Origin of the sequence: Streptomyces antimicrobicus, from assembly GCF_020532625.1 — a bacterium.
Lineage (GTDB): Bacteria > Actinomycetota > Actinomycetes > Streptomycetales > Streptomycetaceae > Streptomyces > Streptomyces antimicrobicus.
In genome coordinates this window covers 18,170-34,532 of record NZ_JAJAUY010000023.1, presented here as the reverse complement: position 1 = coordinate 34,532, position 16,363 = coordinate 18,170, and the positions used below count along the sequence as shown (strand labels likewise).

General features: G+C 65.3%; 20 protein-coding genes. 2 read left to right on the top strand and 18 right to left on the bottom strand.

Features of this window, described 5'->3' with window-relative positions; translation table 11 throughout:
• Nucleotides 1-110 precede the first annotated feature (110 nt).
• Both LG632_RS09015 and LG632_RS09010 read left to right on the top strand, forming a co-directional pair.
• A complete protein-coding gene (locus LG632_RS09015; RefSeq protein ID WP_226726359.1) occupies nt 111-443 on the top strand; it encodes a histone-like nucleoid-structuring protein Lsr2 in 333 nt (110 codons plus the stop codon).
• A 1,466-nt stretch (nt 444-1,909) separates the two neighbouring features.
• Complete coding sequence (locus LG632_RS09010) at nt 1,910-2,209, top strand: hypothetical protein (protein WP_226726358.1); 300 nt, start codon at nt 1,910-1,912, stop codon at nt 2,207-2,209.
• 129 nt (nt 2,210-2,338) lie between these two features.
• Here LG632_RS09010 and LG632_RS09005 read toward each other — a convergent pair whose 3' ends face one another.
• The 18 genes from LG632_RS09005 to LG632_RS08920 form a co-directional block, all read right to left on the bottom strand.
• Nucleotides 2,339-2,584 (bottom strand): DUF6087 family protein, encoded by a 246-nt coding sequence (locus tag LG632_RS09005; protein WP_226726357.1) that lies wholly within the window; start codon nt 2,582-2,584, stop codon nt 2,339-2,341.
• Between the two features lie 31 nt (nt 2,585-2,615).
• Nucleotides 2,616-3,791, bottom strand: coding sequence for a methyltransferase domain-containing protein (locus LG632_RS09000; protein WP_226726356.1), 1,176 nt, complete (start codon nt 3,789-3,791; stop codon nt 2,616-2,618).
• Complete coding sequence (locus tag LG632_RS08995) at nt 3,788-3,943, bottom strand: hypothetical protein (RefSeq protein WP_226726355.1); 156 nt, start codon at nt 3,941-3,943, stop codon at nt 3,788-3,790. Before LG632_RS08995 ends, LG632_RS09000 begins: the two co-directional genes overlap by 4 nt.
• Before the next feature lie 246 nt (nt 3,944-4,189).
• Nucleotides 4,190-4,432, bottom strand: coding sequence for a hypothetical protein (locus LG632_RS08990; protein WP_226726353.1), 243 nt, complete (start codon nt 4,430-4,432; stop codon nt 4,190-4,192).
• 3 nt (nt 4,433-4,435) lie between these two features.
• Nucleotides 4,436-4,606, bottom strand: coding sequence for a hypothetical protein (locus LG632_RS08985; RefSeq protein WP_226726352.1), 171 nt, complete (start codon nt 4,604-4,606; stop codon nt 4,436-4,438).
• The gene (locus LG632_RS08980; protein WP_226726350.1) at nt 4,603-4,797 is read right to left on the bottom strand and encodes a hypothetical protein; all 195 of its coding nucleotides are present in this window, start codon (nt 4,795-4,797) and stop codon (nt 4,603-4,605) included. The genes LG632_RS08985 and LG632_RS08980 overlap by 4 nt, the downstream gene beginning before the upstream one ends.
• The gene (locus tag LG632_RS08975; protein ID WP_226726348.1) at nt 4,794-5,024 is read right to left on the bottom strand and encodes a hypothetical protein; all 231 of its coding nucleotides are present in this window, start codon (nt 5,022-5,024) and stop codon (nt 4,794-4,796) included. Before LG632_RS08975 ends, LG632_RS08980 begins: the two co-directional genes overlap by 4 nt.
• Before the next feature lie 54 nt (nt 5,025-5,078).
• Nucleotides 5,079-5,927, bottom strand: a complete 849-nt coding sequence (locus LG632_RS08970; RefSeq protein WP_226726347.1) for a helix-turn-helix domain-containing protein — start codon at nt 5,925-5,927, stop codon at nt 5,079-5,081.
• Between the two features lie 15 nt (nt 5,928-5,942).
• Nucleotides 5,943-6,467 carry a DUF6879 family protein gene (locus LG632_RS08965; RefSeq protein ID WP_226726345.1) on the bottom strand — a complete coding sequence of 175 codons (525 nt, stop codon included), beginning with the start codon at nt 6,465-6,467 and terminating at the stop codon, nt 5,943-5,945.
• Nucleotides 6,439-6,681: a hypothetical protein gene (locus LG632_RS08960; protein WP_226726398.1), complete on the bottom strand. Its 243-nt coding sequence runs from the start codon at nt 6,679-6,681 to the stop codon at nt 6,439-6,441. The genes LG632_RS08965 and LG632_RS08960 overlap by 29 nt, the downstream gene beginning before the upstream one ends.
• A 186-nt stretch (nt 6,682-6,867) precedes the next feature.
• Nucleotides 6,868-7,092, bottom strand: a complete 225-nt coding sequence (locus LG632_RS08955) for a hypothetical protein (protein ID WP_226726344.1) — start codon at nt 7,090-7,092, stop codon at nt 6,868-6,870.
• 8 nt (nt 7,093-7,100) lie between these two features.
• Entirely contained in the window at nt 7,101-7,853 is a 753-nt protein-coding gene (locus LG632_RS08950; protein WP_308108152.1) for an N-acetylmuramoyl-L-alanine amidase, read from the bottom strand.
• A 56-nt stretch (nt 7,854-7,909) separates the two neighbouring features.
• Nucleotides 7,910-8,233: a hypothetical protein gene (locus LG632_RS08945; RefSeq protein WP_226726342.1), complete on the bottom strand. Its 324-nt coding sequence runs from the start codon at nt 8,231-8,233 to the stop codon at nt 7,910-7,912.
• Nucleotides 8,234-8,249: 16 nt separating this feature from the next.
• A complete protein-coding gene (locus LG632_RS08940) occupies nt 8,250-8,789 on the bottom strand; it encodes a hypothetical protein (RefSeq protein WP_226726341.1) in 540 nt (179 codons plus the stop codon).
• Nucleotides 8,790-8,856: 67 nt separating this feature from the next.
• Entirely contained in the window at nt 8,857-12,213 is a 3,357-nt protein-coding gene (locus LG632_RS08935) for a LamG-like jellyroll fold domain-containing protein (RefSeq protein WP_226726340.1), read from the bottom strand.
• A 2-nt stretch (nt 12,214-12,215) separates the two neighbouring features.
• Nucleotides 12,216-15,389, bottom strand: a complete 3,174-nt coding sequence (locus LG632_RS08930) for a phage tail tape measure protein (protein ID WP_226726338.1) — start codon at nt 15,387-15,389, stop codon at nt 12,216-12,218.
• A 127-nt stretch (nt 15,390-15,516) separates the two neighbouring features.
• Nucleotides 15,517-15,858, bottom strand: a complete 342-nt coding sequence (locus LG632_RS08925; protein ID WP_226726336.1) for a hypothetical protein — start codon at nt 15,856-15,858, stop codon at nt 15,517-15,519.
• Complete coding sequence (locus LG632_RS08920) at nt 15,855-16,319, bottom strand: hypothetical protein (protein ID WP_226726335.1); 465 nt, start codon at nt 16,317-16,319, stop codon at nt 15,855-15,857. Before LG632_RS08920 ends, LG632_RS08925 begins: the two co-directional genes overlap by 4 nt.
• Between the last annotated feature and the right edge of the window lie 44 nt (nt 16,320-16,363).

The window sequence follows — 16,363 nt, the reverse complement described above, 5'->3', positions numbered from 1 at the left end:
AACATAGCGTGTGCCCTGTCGCCACGGTGAGCAGAATCGCTTGCGGCTGTCGTTGCCACGCTGATATGAAGTCCGACGTAATCGAACTGTTTTCGGAGAAGGAACCCACCATGGCCCAGAAGGTCGAAATTAAGCTGATTGACGACCTCGACGGTTCCGAGGCCACTCAGACCGTCGTGTTCGCCCTCGACGGGAAGACGTACGAGATCGACCTGAACGACGCGCACGCCTCGCGGCTCCGGGACGAGCTGGCCCCGTATGTGGGGGCTGGCCGCAAGATGGGCGGCGCCCGCACTGCGGCTCGCCGCATGGGCTCGAACAAGCCTGCCGAGGACACGGCGGCCATCCGGGCGTGGGCGAAGGGCCAGGGCCTGGAGGTAAACGACCGGGGCCGCGTACCGGCCGACATCAAGGAGGCGTACGCGAAGGCTCACGCCGCCTAGCGCCAGACGCAAGCCCCGACCAGGCCCCCGCTGCGGCGGGGGCCTTCGTCATTCCCGAAGGGACCCCCCATGACCTCTCACACGCCCAGGTGGCGCCCCGAGGGGCGCCTACAGTGCACCCGCTGCCGCGCGGCGTGGCTCGACCCGGACGCCGCCTCTAGGGCCGCCTTCCCCTGCCCTGGCACGCCCCTGGTTCACGGCTTCCTCGGCCGCCGCGAACACATCGTTTACCCGACCTGGGCGAAGGACCGAAGCTGCGCGGCGTGGGGGTGCCCCGAACCCGATCCGGCCCACACCTGGCACGGACCCGATCCGTACTGCGACGAACCCGGTTGCCACGTATGCCTGCATGCCTGCGACTGCGACGTGTGCGAAGGCCGAGTGCGCGCCCCGGGCCTGTGCCGGCTGGTCGACAGCCGAGAGGTGTAGGGCCGCAATCGGCCCGCGTCCGGCCCTGGCCCCTCGCCCTGAGCGGGGGGCCTTCCTCATGCCTCGAAGCTGCGTTTTGGAGGGTGTGTAAACGCGTGCCCTTGATCACTCCAAGTCTAGCTTGCGCGTTTAGTTTCAATACTAGTAACGTCCGTCGCGCACGGCTGCTCACCAGGGCGGCCGTGGCCGTGCAGGACGGCCCCACGGATGGCACCGGGGGGAGACGACATGCCAAGGGAGAGCGGCCCCAGGAAGCCGCCCTGCGGCCCCGCGCTGACGACGCGGGGAGTCCAGAACAGTCGGCAGTAGGAGAACGGCTCTGCCTCACCAAAAGACCGACCCCGTTAGCCCCGGGAGGTAGAGAACGAGAGGCTTACCGAGTGACGAACGAACCGGGTGAAGGCAGGCCCGGACCGGTGGCCCCGCAGAGGGGTCGGGCAGGCGGCCCCTGGATTCGTCACACATCCCGGCCCTGCGGTGAGGCTAATTCCCTTAACCGGTCCTGAAAGCGAGAGCCTCGACGGGCGTACCGAGGTACGCGTGTTGTCTCCCTAGGTCCCCTCTTGAAGTGAGCAACCTCCATCAATGGGGGGCCTATTGCTTGCTTCAAGGGGGGGTCCAACCCGCTCCCGCCCGCTCAGGGCACCCGAGGCATGGGGTAACGCAAAGACGAAGAACAACAACCACCACCACTCACCCGGGCGCCTGGACAGATATTCCAAATACTAGTAACGTCTCCCTTGTCAGCGAGAGAACAGCAGGAAGGGCGACATCGTGGCAAAGGTGAAGCGGACTCCAGAAGGACTGGCGAAAGCCATAGAAGCCGCGGGCTTCAAGGTAGAGCGCCGGAATCACGGTTGGCTGTGCTGGCCGAAGGATCCGCTGAAGCCCGCCGAATGGATTAGCCGCAACACCGGAGGCAGGGGCCAGCGCAACAATGAGGCCGTAGCAAAGCGGTTCGGGGCTCTGTAGCCTCGAACCAGGGGGCCGGGAGACCGGCCCCCTTCACCGTGTCAGCGAGGAAGAAGGTTTAAACCATGCAGGAATACCAGGCCATCGTTCGCGTCCGTCATGAAGGCCTCGACCTGGCCGTGACTCCCGACGCTCTCGACACCGTCACGGGCGAGCTGGTCGACTACGGCGCGACCGCTCAGTTCTGGCCGGGCGTGAGCGAGTGGACCATGACCGTCCGCGTGCCCTCTCTATGGGACGTTGCGGCGCACGCCGGCCAGGCGGTACGCGCCGCGTACTTCAGCGCCGGTCACGGCGTCCATGTCGTACGGGTGGACGCCTGGAACGTGACCGAGTGGGAGCAGGCCCGGGACCTGAGCGAGTAACCACAGCCGGCCAATCAGCACGGTTTAAACGCTGCCCGCGGACATGCGAGAAGGGGCGCCCTAAGGGGCGCCCCTCTCTGCTTTCCCTGGCATTCCCGGACCGCGTACCGGGCTTCGAGCGACCTGCACCTACCCCATCACGCCATCACCGCGAATGCCGTGAACAACGCGCTGTGCGGCGGCATAGTCGGGGGCGATCGACTGGGGTAGCCATTCGATGCCGTCCCACCGGAGGATCAGCCGGGGCTCGGAAGGACGTACGTGCGTAGGAGATTCGGTGCCGTCCAACAGGACCGCCTTCATCTCCCCCGTCGGCCGGCGCAGCGCATCGCGGCACGCCGCCCAGAGTTCCAGCGGCTCATCACCATCGTCCACGACTGCGCTCCTCTCCTCGGGGCCCGTGAGCCTAGCGCAGAGGCCAGGATTCGGCAGGGTCATCGAGCCACGCCCGGTGCCCCTGTGGGCCGACCGTGAGGCCGAACCGGTCGGGGCCCGGACGCCCCTTCCCGACCCACCAGTGGTGAGCTTCCTCGACCTCGTTCCACAGCCGGCGGGGGCCGTACTGGTAGACGGTGAAGTCGTCGCTCTCCCCGCCGTCGTGGTCCACCGCCGCCCAGGATGTACCGTCCGTGGTCGCGATCCACAGCCGGTCGGCCACGCCATCAACGGGATTGTCCTGCCAGGTGTGCCAGACGTCGCCCAACCGGTGGCCGATGGCGAAGGCGGCGTCACCCGAGACCACCGCCCGCCGCGGCAAGGTCGTGACCGACTCCTCTGGTTGGTGCTCGTCCTTCACCACGTCGCGGTGAATTAGGAGATCCTGGCGTTGGGTGCGCATGAGCATGAAGGCGCTGTGGGGGCTGTACCGGCCAACGGCCGCACCGTCGCCGTCGACCACCAGGCGCAGCAGGCCCCAGCAGATCCACGGGTTGTCCCAGGGGGTGACGATCACGCCGCCTGGCCTTGTCTGCGCGATCCAGTGCGGCGGGACACGCCGCACGGAACATGTGGCCAACACGCGGTCGTACGGCGCCCGGGGGCCCCAGCCTAGGCGGCCGTCACCGCACACCACGGTTGGGCGGTAGCCGAGGTGCTTCAGTGCGTCCCGTGCCCGGTCGGCCAAGGCGTGGTCAACCTCGATGCTGACCACGTCGGCGTCGCCGATGTGGTGGCTGATCATGCCGGTGTCCCAGCCGGTACCGGTGCCGATGTGCAGCACCTTCGCGCCGGGCGAGATGTCGGCACCTTCGAGCATCCGGAACACCACCGTGGGGTGGGAGGCGGACGAAGAGGGCCAAACGTCATCCCGTCCGTCCGGCTCGGCTCCGTCGTTGACCTGTGTCACCACAGGGGCGAGCGCGTACGCGGCGCTGAACCAGTCCGCGGCGTCCTCCATGCGGTCCACGGGCGCATAGCGGCCGTCCTGGTCCGTCCAGATCCGATCAGGCAAGAAGTGGTGGCGGGGGACGGCCAGGGCCGCCTTCTGCCACTCCGGGGCCACGTCGTGGCCGAGGTCATCGGACACGGCCCGGAGCAGGCCGCGCGTGGCGGCCTGCTCCGGACTCCGGTGGTGATCGGTCACTTCTTGTGCTTCCCGCCGCTGGGCGGGTTCTGCGTGTCCGGGCTGGGCTTGGAGGTGCCCGGGTCCTTGCCCCCGGAGTGCTTGCCCTGGCCGCCGTCGTTGCTGCCGGATCCTCCGCCGGAGGATCCACCCTTACCCGTACCCCAACCCATGCCTGTCTCCTAGATGGTCTTCGTCCTGGTGTGTGGGTGTTCGGTGTGCTGCCCTCCCCGTGAAGGGAGGGGTTCTACCCCGCTTCCTGCCGCGCACGGTGAGGAACGTGCGGCCGGGGGGAACGGTCGGCCATGTGGCAGGAAGCGGGAGTTTGTGGGCGCCCTAGCGGGCGCCGAAGCCGACTGCGAGCACCAGGCCCATGCCGGCCGAGATGCCGAAGACGCTCAGGGAACACGCCGCGCGGATCAGTACCGGTGGATCGGCTCTTTGGTCCCCCCGCGGCACGCCGGACACGGCACCTTGTACGTCCAGCGGCATTGCGCGCATCCCTCGAAGCCGCAGCAATCGGGGCACCAGATGCCGCGGGTGTCGATGCAGACCCCGCAGATGGTGCCGTTCTCGGTCATCCACTCGATCACGCTTGGCTTCGGGTAGAGCGCGCGGGAAGTCCGACGCTTCGGCTTCAGCCATTCCGCCGAAGTGGTCATGCCTCACAACCACTGCCCGATACAGCCGTGCTCCGCGATCCGCCGATTGTCGGCGCTCACCCTGCGCCGCAGCGATGCGAAGACGGCGCTCTCATCCTCCGCCGGTTGGTCGTGCTGCGGCTCGACCGTGTCGAGCGCGTCGCCCTGGGCGAGCGCGTCGGGTTGGTCGGTCACTTCGCCCTCCAGTCCGAGAACCGCCGGTGGGGGTGGCGGCGCAGCTGGTCGTTCATGTTGGCGACCGTGACCGCGTCCCCCGCGTCGCGGGCGCGCTCACGCTGCCAGGCGAAGAGGCGGCAATGCTGGCAGCGTCCCACCGGGGTCGGCTCCAGCGGCGAGACCTCTGCGGCGGCCGCCTGCGCGCTCACAGCAGGCCCCGCAAGCCCGTTTCAACGCGCCGCAGGACGCTCTTCGGCGGGTTGGCGAGGTAGCCGGCCCTCGGCACCCAGTCCGGTGCCAGGTTCCAGAAGCCGCCCTTCTCGATGAGAGCCGCCAGTTCCTCGGCGTCGCGCTCGATGGCGCTCCGCGCCCGTACCGCTGTTGTCTCACTCGCCATGACCGCCCGCTCCTTGTAGCTGCGCTCTGTGATGAACACGCTACGAAGGGCCGCGAGTTGGGCTCCACAAAGTTCTACGGATTTCCACGCGAGTTAGCCGAGGGCGCCGATCGCATCCGTCACCAGGGTTCGCGCGGAGGCGCCGTAGACGGCACTGTCGGACAGCCACTCGAAGGCCTTGACGTACTGCGCGATCTCCGAGGGCGCAGTGACGTTGACGGCGGCCGTCAGCGTCTCCACCTGCACCTGCGCCGTGTCGTAGATAGAGAACGTCTCCAGTGGCCACATGCGCCTGTCGGCCGTGAACGGCACCACTCCGAGGGAGACCGACCGAAGAGACATGACCGAGAGGAGGTGTCCGAGCTGGCCGGCCATCACTTCGGCGTCGCCAAGGCGCTGCCGCAGAACGGCTTCTTCCACCAGGATTGCGAACCGGTGATCCCCATGCCGGAGGATGCGGGCCCGGTCGACGCGGGCCGCAACGGCCTCCGCGACATCGTTCGGCGTTTGCCGGAAGTCGGTGATCGCCGACAGGAGCGCGGTGGCGTACCCGGGCGTCTGGAGTAGGCCCGGCACGACGTTCGAGCAGTAGACGCGGAAGGCCCGCGTGCGCTCGTAGAGGGGGACGTACGACTCTTGGAGTCGACGGAGGCCCGTCCGCTGTAGCCGCTTCCACTCGACGTAGGCACTCTGAGCGGAGCGAGAGGCGGCGATGAGGTCGGGGGCTTCATCCGGTACGCCGCAGATGGTGCACCACGCGCGGATATCGGCGTCTGACGGCGGCGTGGTCGCGTTCTCCAGCCGACTTGCCTTCGAGGGGTACCAGCCGGCGCGGGCCGCGACCTCCCGCGCCTTAAGGCCAGCGTCCAGGCGGATGTTCTTGAGACGCTCCGCGAGCGCCTCGCGGGCCGCCTGGACGCTGGACGATGGTGATTGGGCCATCGGTGGTGTCGCGCCTCAGATGGTGTACCGGTCGTGCGGGATGGCTCGATCCCAGACGGCCCCGAAGGCCGTCGTGCACAGCTTGGCCACCTCGGGCCGCTCGTCCACTTCATCCCCCAGGTAGACACCCTCGCCTGAGAAGTAGCCGAACCGGACCACCTGGTCATCGAACACCCAGAAGTCGTTCCCGGGCAGGGCGATGTCCGAGGCGTTACGTCGGGAAAGCCAGCGGATCTCCTCGCCAGCGGCCACGTTCGTGAACGTGCCGTCGTAGAGGTACCGCGTGTACTCGCTCACCGGCTCGGACACGATCCGCGCTCGACGGAAGGACACGCCGCGGGCGGTAGCGTCCGCCACCATGTCGAGCCACGGTCGCCACCAGGACGCGCGATCGTTCGGATCGGGCCGATAGCCGGCCTTCCACGCGGCCACGCGCGGCGCTTCGTCGGGGTCCTGGTAGCTGTCACGCATCTCCAGGTGCACGGCGGAGCGCTGGCAGTTCGCCAGCAGCTCAGTGAACGGCGGTGCCGGTCGCGGCATCACAAGCCTTCCTAAGCGCGTCGGCCATCCGCAGAGGCAGCCGAACGACGGTTTCACCTTCGGGGATGGGGCCAGCCTTCAGGCACTCGGCCAACGTCTCGGCGTCCGCGTCCCAACCCTGAAACACGAACTCCTGCTTCTCCTCATCCACCCAGACCGTGGGGCAGTTGGCCCCGTCGGTGTTCGGGTCCTTAGCGATGAACCGTAGCGACACAGCAGCCTCCCGGGCCATACGAGTTCCACGGACTTCTACGGGATCGACCCTTAGGGCGGGTGCGGTCCGCGTCAAGGGCACATCCAGACAAGGGAATCAGACGGTCGCGGGGTGCGCCGTGTAAACGTCCTGCAGGACGACGAAAGCCCCCCACGCCGAAGGGGCGTGGGGGGTTCGTTGTGTGCGCTACTCGCCTGCGAGGCCGCCGTGAAGCGGCGACGGGGTAAGCAGGGCATCGGCGGTCTTTGCGTCCTCGACGCGCTGGACGGCTTCGCCGCCGACCAGGCCGAGGACGGCCGCGACCACGGCGAGTACCTGGGCCTGCGGCACGTTGATGCCGTAGGCGGCGACCAGGCCGAGGACGGCGAGGGCCAGGGCGTAGATGCGGGCGGGGTGCTTCTTGATGAGCATGGGGATCCTTACTTGCCGTAGGCGAGGGTGAAGAGGTGGTTCCAGCCCTTCGGGCCGATGGCCACGTCCCAGGTGGAGCCCTGGGCGGCGTACTGCGGGTACTTGCGGTGGAACAGACCGACGGACTCCTGAGTCTTGGGGCCGTAGTTGTCGGACTCGGCGACGGTCTTGTTCATGAAGCCCGCGGCCTTCAGGGCGCGCTGAAGAGGCTTTGCCGAGGGGGTCGAGCTGTTGGGCTTCAGGCCCGCCGGGAAGGCCGGGCGGGTGCTCGGCTTCGTCGGGGCCGGCTTGCCCATGAGCGCGTTTACACGCGACAGGAAGTAGTCCCAGGGGAAGTTGGGGCCGGGGTCGGTGTGGTTGGTCTGGCCGTAGGCGGCGGACACGTCGCGGTGGCCCACGATGCCGCGCTTGCCGGCCGCCAGCTCGGCCGCGGTGAGCTTGACCGCCGGGATGTTGTGCTTCTGGCACCAACCGGCCACGACGCGGGCCGCGTTCTCCAGTACGCCCTTCGAGTACTGGTCGAGCCACTGTTCGCGGGTCTGCCGCGCGTACCCGGCAAGCTCGATGCCCAGGCCGTCGGAGTTGGCGCCGGGCGCGTGCCAGGCCCGGTCACCGTCGGCGACGCAACGGACCGCAGAGTTGGCGTCAACGCATACGTGCGCGCTGGCCTTGTTCGACGCGCTCATGGTCGCGAACCAGTGAGCGACGTTCTCGGCCGTATTCGGGCCCTCGGGGGCCTCCATGTCGTGAATTACGATCACGCGGATCGGAACCGAGCGGCCAGGGCCGTACCAGCGAGCCTGAACAAACTCCATGCTTAGCTTCCTTCGTTTCGAATGAGCGATATAAGTTCCTGATGCTGGGCCGTGACGATGGCCTTCAGATCAGCGATAGCGGCCTGTCCAGTGACAAGCTCGGAAAGGTGCCGGTTCTCGGCTTCGAGGCGTGCGACACGGCCGCTGAGTTCTTCAAGCTGTGCTTCGAGCCGGTCGGCTCGGGCCTTCTGCGCTTCGGCTTCGCCCTTCCAAATCTCGGCCGTTGCGTTGTCGACCGAAGAGCGGACGCGCACGTATGCGGCGCCGAGTGCGCCGAGTGCGGCAAGGGCGCCGAAGGCCCATCCGGCGATGCCGAGATAGTCCACGGGGTTCCTTAGTTGATCAGTTGCCGAGCCAGCGGAATTCCATGCCGGTCACCCGCTGCCCGGAGTCGAGCGTTAGAGACGCGCCGCTGTTCTGCAAGGCGAACAGTTCGAAGTACTCGCCTGCGAGGCAGTTGAGTTCGAACGTGCGGGTAATGAAAGTCTGGGAGCCGTTCACTGCGGCGAGAGCGATTGTGCTCATGGTGCTTCCGCCGGACGGGTTTCCATTGGAGTTCTTCCGGAAGTTGAGCTGCCGATAGCCCGTTGCGTTCGAGGGGAATCGCCCGTAGAACGTGACGAGGTACTGGCCCGGGGTGTTGATCGTGACGCGGCTGGTGTTGCTTACCGTCGAGTGCATGGAATCGGTGTCCCAGCTCTCCGTGTCGAACGTGACCAGCGTGGAAGTGCCACTAGTGCAGGCGATTCCGGTAGCCGTGTAAACGGCGCAACATGGGGGGTTCATGAGGAAGTCGAGCGGGGTCTTCGTCGCCGCGGTGAGCTTCGCAGCCGTGACCTTTTCGCCCGCGAGAAAGCTTTGAGTTGCGGGAACGGTTGCCATGCCGGCGGTTCTCCAAGGGGGCAAGCAGAAGGGCGCCCGGTGGGGCGCCCTTCTGGTGTGGCGGGTGTTAGTAGGCCAGGACCGATGTGCGGTCGAGTCGGCCTAGCGTGGCGTCTTCAAGAACCCAGACATCGGAATTCTCGGCAGGAGACAGGGAAAGGGTGGTTACCCAATCCAGCGTTCCGCCGTCCACTGAAACGTCCGTGGATACTGCCTCAACGTAGTAGTCAAGGCTGGAATCCGGTGCCTGCGTGGGCAGGTCGGACAGGGTGATTCGGTCGCCGATCTCCACACCCAGGACCAGGAGGAAAAGGGCCGGGACGGCGCTCGCCTTCAGCGTGACTGACTCGCATCGGACAAGGGGTGTCGCGTAATGGTTGAGCAGCGTGTATGCGGCGTCCTGCACTTCACTGTCTGACGTGACCCGGAGTTCGATGGACTTCGACTTCCGGCCGTAGGCGTCAATCGACGCCTGATCCTTCAGGACGCCCTCGATACCGTTGGTGCGCTTGTACGTGACTTCGTTGATGATCCGGTCTTCGTCCATCTCGAATTGAAGACCAGGCTCGTACGGCAGGCCGAGGCTGTCGCTCAACTCGTAGCGCACCACCGCACCTTGGCGCCGATCCCGATTGTGGTACGTGAGCCGTCCGTCACCGTCCATGAAGATGTATCCGGAGGCGTCCTCGGCGGCCCTCTGAAGCTCTTCCAGTGCGCTTGCCCCCGTAGACCAGTCCGGCCCCTGTAGGGAGCTTTTGGCGGCGTCGTAGGAGGCCTCCCCCTGATAGTTCGCCATGTCGGCTATGCGCTCGATGCGCGTCTTCTCGTCCTCGGCGAACACGGCTCCGTTGTAGTCGCCCAGCTTCCAGAAGCTGGATATCTCGCTGGAAGACAACTGGCGATCCCACAAGGCCAGGTGGCCATATCGGCCGTTCGCATACTCGGCATAGGTGTTTCTCGACTGGGCGCCGGCCAGCGAGGCCCAACGCATGTCGCGAACGTCGAGATCCATCACGGATCCGAGGTCGCTCTTGATGTCCAGAGCCCCATTGATCCAGATCGACGTATAGCCGGACTTCACGCTGACTACCACGAATGAAGGCTTCGAAGAAGAGAGCGACGCGGTGGAGGTCGCCGACGAAATGCCCTCGACAAATCGCATCGTCGCAATTACCTTGCCCGACGAATCGAGTTGGACCTTCAGGCCATCGTTTCCGTTATCGGACCAGGAACGGAACAGTGTATGTGTCTGCCCCGATGACGGGTATACCGGGTGGCACCAAAACGCGACCGTCAGTTCAGTCGACAGCGGGTAGATCCTTGTCCCGCCCTCGCAGATATCAACCACGGTCCCCTGATCGCTCGCTACGTTCGCGAGGCTGTAGCAAGTCGTCTCGTCCTTGCGGACGACGGAGTCGGCCCCGAGTAGCGGGGTGCCCCCGCCGTACTTGGAGGGGACGAGCTTGGCCGGCTGCAAGTCGTTCGCGAGGTTTTCCAGCCTGGTCGCCCCCACAGGATCGCCCAGGGTCCAATACCCCAGCGGCTTCGTGGTAAGGATCTGGTTTTGCATCGCGGTCCGGATATCAGTGTTCGAGAGGACCGAGAACCCGTCCACGGCGGTTACCTCGACCTCGGCCGTCAGGCCTTCCGATGTGACGGGCCACTTCTCGATGTACCCGTGGAAGACCGACCCGCCCGGATTCCACTCCGAGAGCGCGTCGCCCTCTTCGAGCTGCATCTCATCCAGATAGAAGGACGCTTCCGCATCCCCTCCCTGGGAGCCCACTTCGATACCGGCCCAGGCCGCACCGGCGGGCGCGGTGGCCGTCACCAGCGGTAGCGCGGACCACGATCCGGGAACCGTGTCGTCCGCGGTGGTGGACGACGGCGACGCGTGAGGCTCCCCGGTCCAACGCCAACCGCTGAACGTGCCGTCGCCGTAGTCGGGGAGCGTCGGGCCAAGGACCGCTTGGCAGGCGTCCGCGAGCCACTTCGTACCGTTGGCGCCGGTGAACGCGATACCGACGCGGTCGATGGTCTGGCCGGCCGCCGCCGTGTACGTGCCGGACAGGCGAACCCAGGTGTCCGGCGCGGGCAAAGGGCTGATCGGGTTGATCCGCAGGGTGGTCGTCCCGTTGCGCCAGGCCAGCTGGCCCGCGGTGATCCCCGTTGCGGGGATCTTCACCCAGACTCCGAAGCTGACCGTCTGACCGGCCGTGGCCGGCTCGATGGTCCACGTCGTCCCCGCCGAACCGCCGTCAGCGATGTGGGTGTGCTCGATGGAGTTCGAGCCCGCGTGCGCGTCGGTGGTGATCCGGACGCGGGTCATGTTGGACGACGAACCGTAGAGCTGCGTGTTCGTGAGGTCGTACACGCTCGGGTTGAGCACCAGGTTTCCTCGCTCTGAGGTGAGCGCGAGAGTGGGGCCGGCCGAGCTGGTCGACAGGAAGGTGCCCGCGCTGTCGTACCAGCGCAGGCGCGATATCAGGTTCACGTCTCGGGACGTGCCTGCGAGGCGGGCGCAGCCGGAAGCCGCGTAGACCCGGTTCGGGCTTACGCGGGCCAGGCCGACCGGCCGCCCGCTGGACGAGTAGCCGCACCGGATCGAACTCGCGAAGTCATCGGGGCCGTTGTCGCCCAGCTTCACGGAGATCGACCCCGCTCCGGTCTTCGGCACCTTCACCCACTTGTCGCTTGCACTAGGGCTGTGGGTGGTCGAGAACTGGAGCGACGTGCGGGATACGTCTCCACCCGTGGACAGGTCCTTGGGGGCGAGGTTGGCTGTGCGGACGCGTACCCGTCGGCGGGGAACCACGTTGGGGTAGTAGGGCTGAGTCTTGGACCACTCGGCCTTTTCCCCGTAGGCGGTAAGGCCCGTGTTCCCCTCGGGGTAGGTGTCCGCGTAGATGTAGAGGACGGCGGTCGCCGTGCCCACTGGTGGGGCCTCTTCGTGCGTGTAAACGGCCGGGGAGGAGTCGGCGACGAAGCGCGTGCCGATCACCCATCGCAGGGTGCTGCCCCCGCTGTCGAGCCAGCGCACGGAGAAATAGCAAGAGACCGGCTTGCCGTTCGTGTAAACGGTCCGGGCCATGACGCGCTGTCGCTGGTCGTCGTCCACCGTGCCGATGTTGATCTGCGACATGATCGTGTTGTTGGCGCGGCCCGTAAGGTCCCACGCGTACTTCCCGGCGAAGGCCGTAAGCCGGTTGCCTCCCCAGTTCTTCTTACCCGGCGTGAACCGCCCGTCGCTGTTGTCCAGCGTGAGCGAAAGGGTTCCGGCCTCGATCCGGTCCAGCTCAGTGTTTCGACCGCGCTTGACCTGGAACCCTTTCACGTAGTCGCTGACGTCCGTCCACGAATAGGACGAGGAAAAGGGGCCACCGTCAAAAGCGATTTCGACAGTGACCTTGGGAATCGTCGCCATGCTTAGAGTCCCGTCCTTCCCCCGTTCCGCTTTCCGCTGCGAACGATCTCGTCTCGAATGGTGGTGGCAATCGACCGGGCTAGCGCCTTCTCGGCCGTCACGTTGCCCTGAACGGTCACATGCACTGTCGGGGCCGCCCGCGTCGGCCTGGCATGGGATATAGACCTGTTAGCGAGGCCACCCGGCGGCCTCATGCCGGGCTTGCGATTCCACCGGAAGTCTGGCCCGTCCCAGGGCTTCCCCCTGCCGTAGCCCAACCTGATGATTCGCCCCATAAAGGTGAAATAGTTGCCGGACGCGATGAGCTTCAGGCACCGGTTCAGCTCGTCCGACATGGCCTTAGCCATGTCTTGGATAGCCTTCGTGACGTTCTTTTCCTGCGCCTTCAACCCCTTGACAACCCCGGTTGCGGCGGCAATCCCGGCGTCGTAGTAGTTGCCGGAAACGAACTTGCCCAATGCCTTCGACTGGTTGCCAATGGCTGAGTAGGTCGAGTTCAGTTCCTTGATCTGGCCGCCACCCGCGTTGAGAAGGGCGTGGGCCATCTGGCCGCCTTCCTCGGGGCCGGCCTGGGCAATCTCGCTGATGATGCCCGGCCCGAGGCCGCGCTTCGCCAGCGTCTGAAGGTTCTTCCGGAAGTTGGCGATCACCCTCAGCTTGCCCTTAAGGCGCGCCAGAAGGGCGTTCGCAGAGTTGTCCCCGTACTGGGCCGTATCCAAGACGCCCATGAAGGAGCCGAAGTTGTTCGCCTTGTCAGCGATCGAAGACGCCATCTCGGCCTTCGCCTTCTTCAGCCCGGCCAGCTTGTCGTTGGCCGCCGTCAGACGCTCCTGAATCTTCTCTCGCGTCTTCGCGAGAGCCATCAGCCGCTTGTTCTGACGGGAGATGTAGTTGTGCAGAATGGTCGCCGCACCCCTGGTCATCTCCTTGCCCTTGAAGGCCTTAGTGACCAGCTCATGCAGCTTCTTGGAGGTTTCTGCGACCTTCTTCGATCCGCCCAGCATTCCCTTGACGAGACCTGCGGGAATCCACTTGCCGATCTCGGCGAGAACCCTCGAAGGCGAGTGAATACCGAGGGCCTTCCTGATCGGGCCCGGGATCTGGTCCACGATTGCGCGGGCGGCGCTCATGACCGCGCCGAGGCTGCCGCGGATGCCGTTAACGAGTCCCTGAATGATGTTCCGGCCGATGCCCGTCAGGGTGCTGCCGAGGCCGGACAGAGCGCCCGACACCTTGCCCGGGATTTCCCTTACCACACCGACGACAGAACTGACCTTGTCGCGAACGGCGGCGTAAAGAGACTGAAATCCGTTTACGAAGAAGCTCTTCACCGCACTGACGCCGGATGACGCGTTAGCACGGAGGTTGCCGAGAGCGTTGGAAAAGTAGCCTGTGATGCCGCTCCAGATGGAGGAGAAGACAGACTTGATTCCGTTCCAGGCGGCAGACCAAAGCGCCTTCACCGCGTCGAGCGCAAGCCGCAGGACTGTCTTTATGGTGTTCGTAACCGCACGACAGACGCCGACTATTACTTCCCAGACTCCGGAAAATATCTGCTTCACGCCTTGCCAGGCTCTTGACCAGTTTCCAGTAAAGATGCCGATGAAGACGTTGTAGATTCCCTGAATCACGGAGAGCACGCCCGATATGACCTGCCACACGGCAGACCAGGCAGTCCGCACGTATTGAAGGATCGTTCCTCCAAAAACGGACCAAAGGACCTGGACCGTGGTGACGAAGACCTGAATCGACGTCTTGATGAAGTCGAGGTACGTCATGAAGGTCTGCCAGAGCTGCACTAGCACGGGCTGCGCCTTCAGCCAGAGTTCCTGGAAGACCGGCATAAGCGTTGTCCGGAAGAAAAGAACGAACTGCTGAAGGGCGGGGCCGACAGCCGCCCAGATTCCGGAGAGCTTCGCCGTCAACTGTCCTAGCGCTACGCGGGCCGCGCCGGTGTCAAAGCTGGCCCTGATCTTCTGTCCTACGAGCTGCAAGCCCTGGACAAAGGGCGAAAGGACTTGCCCGATCGCCTGAAAGGCTGGGGCCAGCTTGTGGCCTACGCTTTCGAAGGAGGTGATCGCCGAGGCTGCGGCGTTGGTGAAGCCCATTTCGAGCTTCCGTTTAAACCCTTCGACCTTCGCCGCAGCGTTGTGGTGCATGGTGTCGGCCATTTGCTGAGCCGCACCCTTAACCTTCCCGAGAGACTGCACGGCAGTCTGCGGGTTCAACGCGAAAAGCGAATCGGCGAGATCCTCAGCCTTCGTACCGAAAAGCCCGACGGCAGCGGCATTCCGCTTCACCGGGTCCTCTGTGCCCCGCAACCGCTCAAGAACGAGCGAAAGGCCCTGCTCGGCTTCAGCCCCGCCCCGAGCAATCTTCGCCGTCATCTCCTCGGCATTCAGGCCCAGTTCTTCGTAAGCCGTCGCCGAGGTAGTCGAAGCATCAATGGCGCGGATGCTGAATTCCTTGAGAGCGTCCGCAACGAAATCCGCGTCCCTCGCACCGGCCTTCAGGCCCTGCGAGAGGAGACCCACGGCCTTCGGGCCGTCAAGGCCTAGACGCTTGAAGGGCGCCGTGTACTCGTTCAGCGTGTCCAGGAAGTCTTGCGACTTGTCGACGCCGTTCACGAAGCCCGCGGCTACCACGTCCAGCGCTTCGTCAGCGTTCTTCGCGAGGCCGTTGCGCATCAGGTTCGCAACGGCCTTGGTCGTGCCGCCGATCTCCTGGTTCATGACCTCGGAGATGGCCGCGACCTTGCTAGCGACGGGCTTGAAGTCGACGGCGTGGACGCCCATGTTCAGGTCCTGGGAGACCCTCCGGACGATCTCGCCTGTCTCCGCTGTCGACTCGCCGAAGCCGCTGACGTAGAGCTGGCCGGCGAGCTTGCCAGCCTGTTCCGCGTCCTTGCCGGTGAGGCCCATCGAAGCGGCCAACTTCGCGCGGTTGTGGATCTCGTCCAGGCCCTTCGAGAACGCGACGAGTGCGGCCAGGGGAAGCGCGGCCAGGACGGCCGCCCCCATGCCGGCCATGGCGCCCCTGAACCGGCCCATCTTTCCGCCCATGGCGTCAAGCTCGTTGCCCGCGTCCTGGGAGGTTTCGGCCAGCCCTTCTATCGCCTCTTCGGCCGAGGACGCGTTGCCGGTGATGACAACGCGGAGCGTTCTCGAATCCGACATCAGTAAGACTCCCGGTTAGCGTGGTATTCGTTCATGTAGTCGCAGAAAGCGCGATATTCGGCCGCAGTCATGAGCCGAACGTCGCCGGGAGTCATGCGGTAGAACCGGCAGAACGCAGCCCGATCCCTTAGGCGTTCTGCTTTTCGGCGTTTCCCGGGCCGTCCTCGGAGGCGACCAGTTCCAGGGCGGAAACGCGGACGTTGCGAGCGTCATCGAGAGAGAATCCGGGCTTCTCGGCCCGCTGGGTGATCCAGATAAGCGCCTTCAGCGCCTTCGTCGGGATCTTCGTTTCGAGTTCGGGACGGCCCTTTTCGTCCAGGACCTTCTTACCGTCCGGTCCGATAACCGGCCGGGGCGAGAGCACGTCATAGATCGGGGCCCCCACGACCTCTTCAAAGTCTTCGAGGTCGCCGATCGTGAGAACGTCAGGGTCGACGCGGAGGGACACGGTTTCGGTTGCGTTGGTCATTCGGGAAAGGCCTCCGACATCAGGCGTTCGATCTTGTCCATGTACTCTTTAATCAACTGCTGCCCCTTCTCCCGAATAGATGGGTGAAGGAAGTAGCCAGGCCCGCCGTTCCAGCCGTCGAACTGGTTTCCCCGCCACGGCTGAAACCCTCGGGCGATTGCTCCGGTTCGGGTGAGCCGCTTGGCTCCGAATTCGGCACCGAGGGCGTAGGGCTTACGTGCGCTACCCATCCGGATAGCCGAATAGTTTTGCGTCTTGGTTGCTCGAAGGGATTCGGCGGCCGACCTCTGTTGGCGAGACAGGCCAGCCGCCTTCGCCTTCGCGGCAGCCGTCAGCTTGTCGGCGACCTCGAAGTTCGCTTGCTTGACTTCGTCGCGAACACCGGTATTGCCAGCTCGCGCGAGAGCGCGGGTGAACTGGGCAAGGCCCTCGACGTTTCCGTATATGCCTTCGACCGGCATAGCCCAGTCACCCCGTCACTGGATTCCAAATACTAGTTATCGGG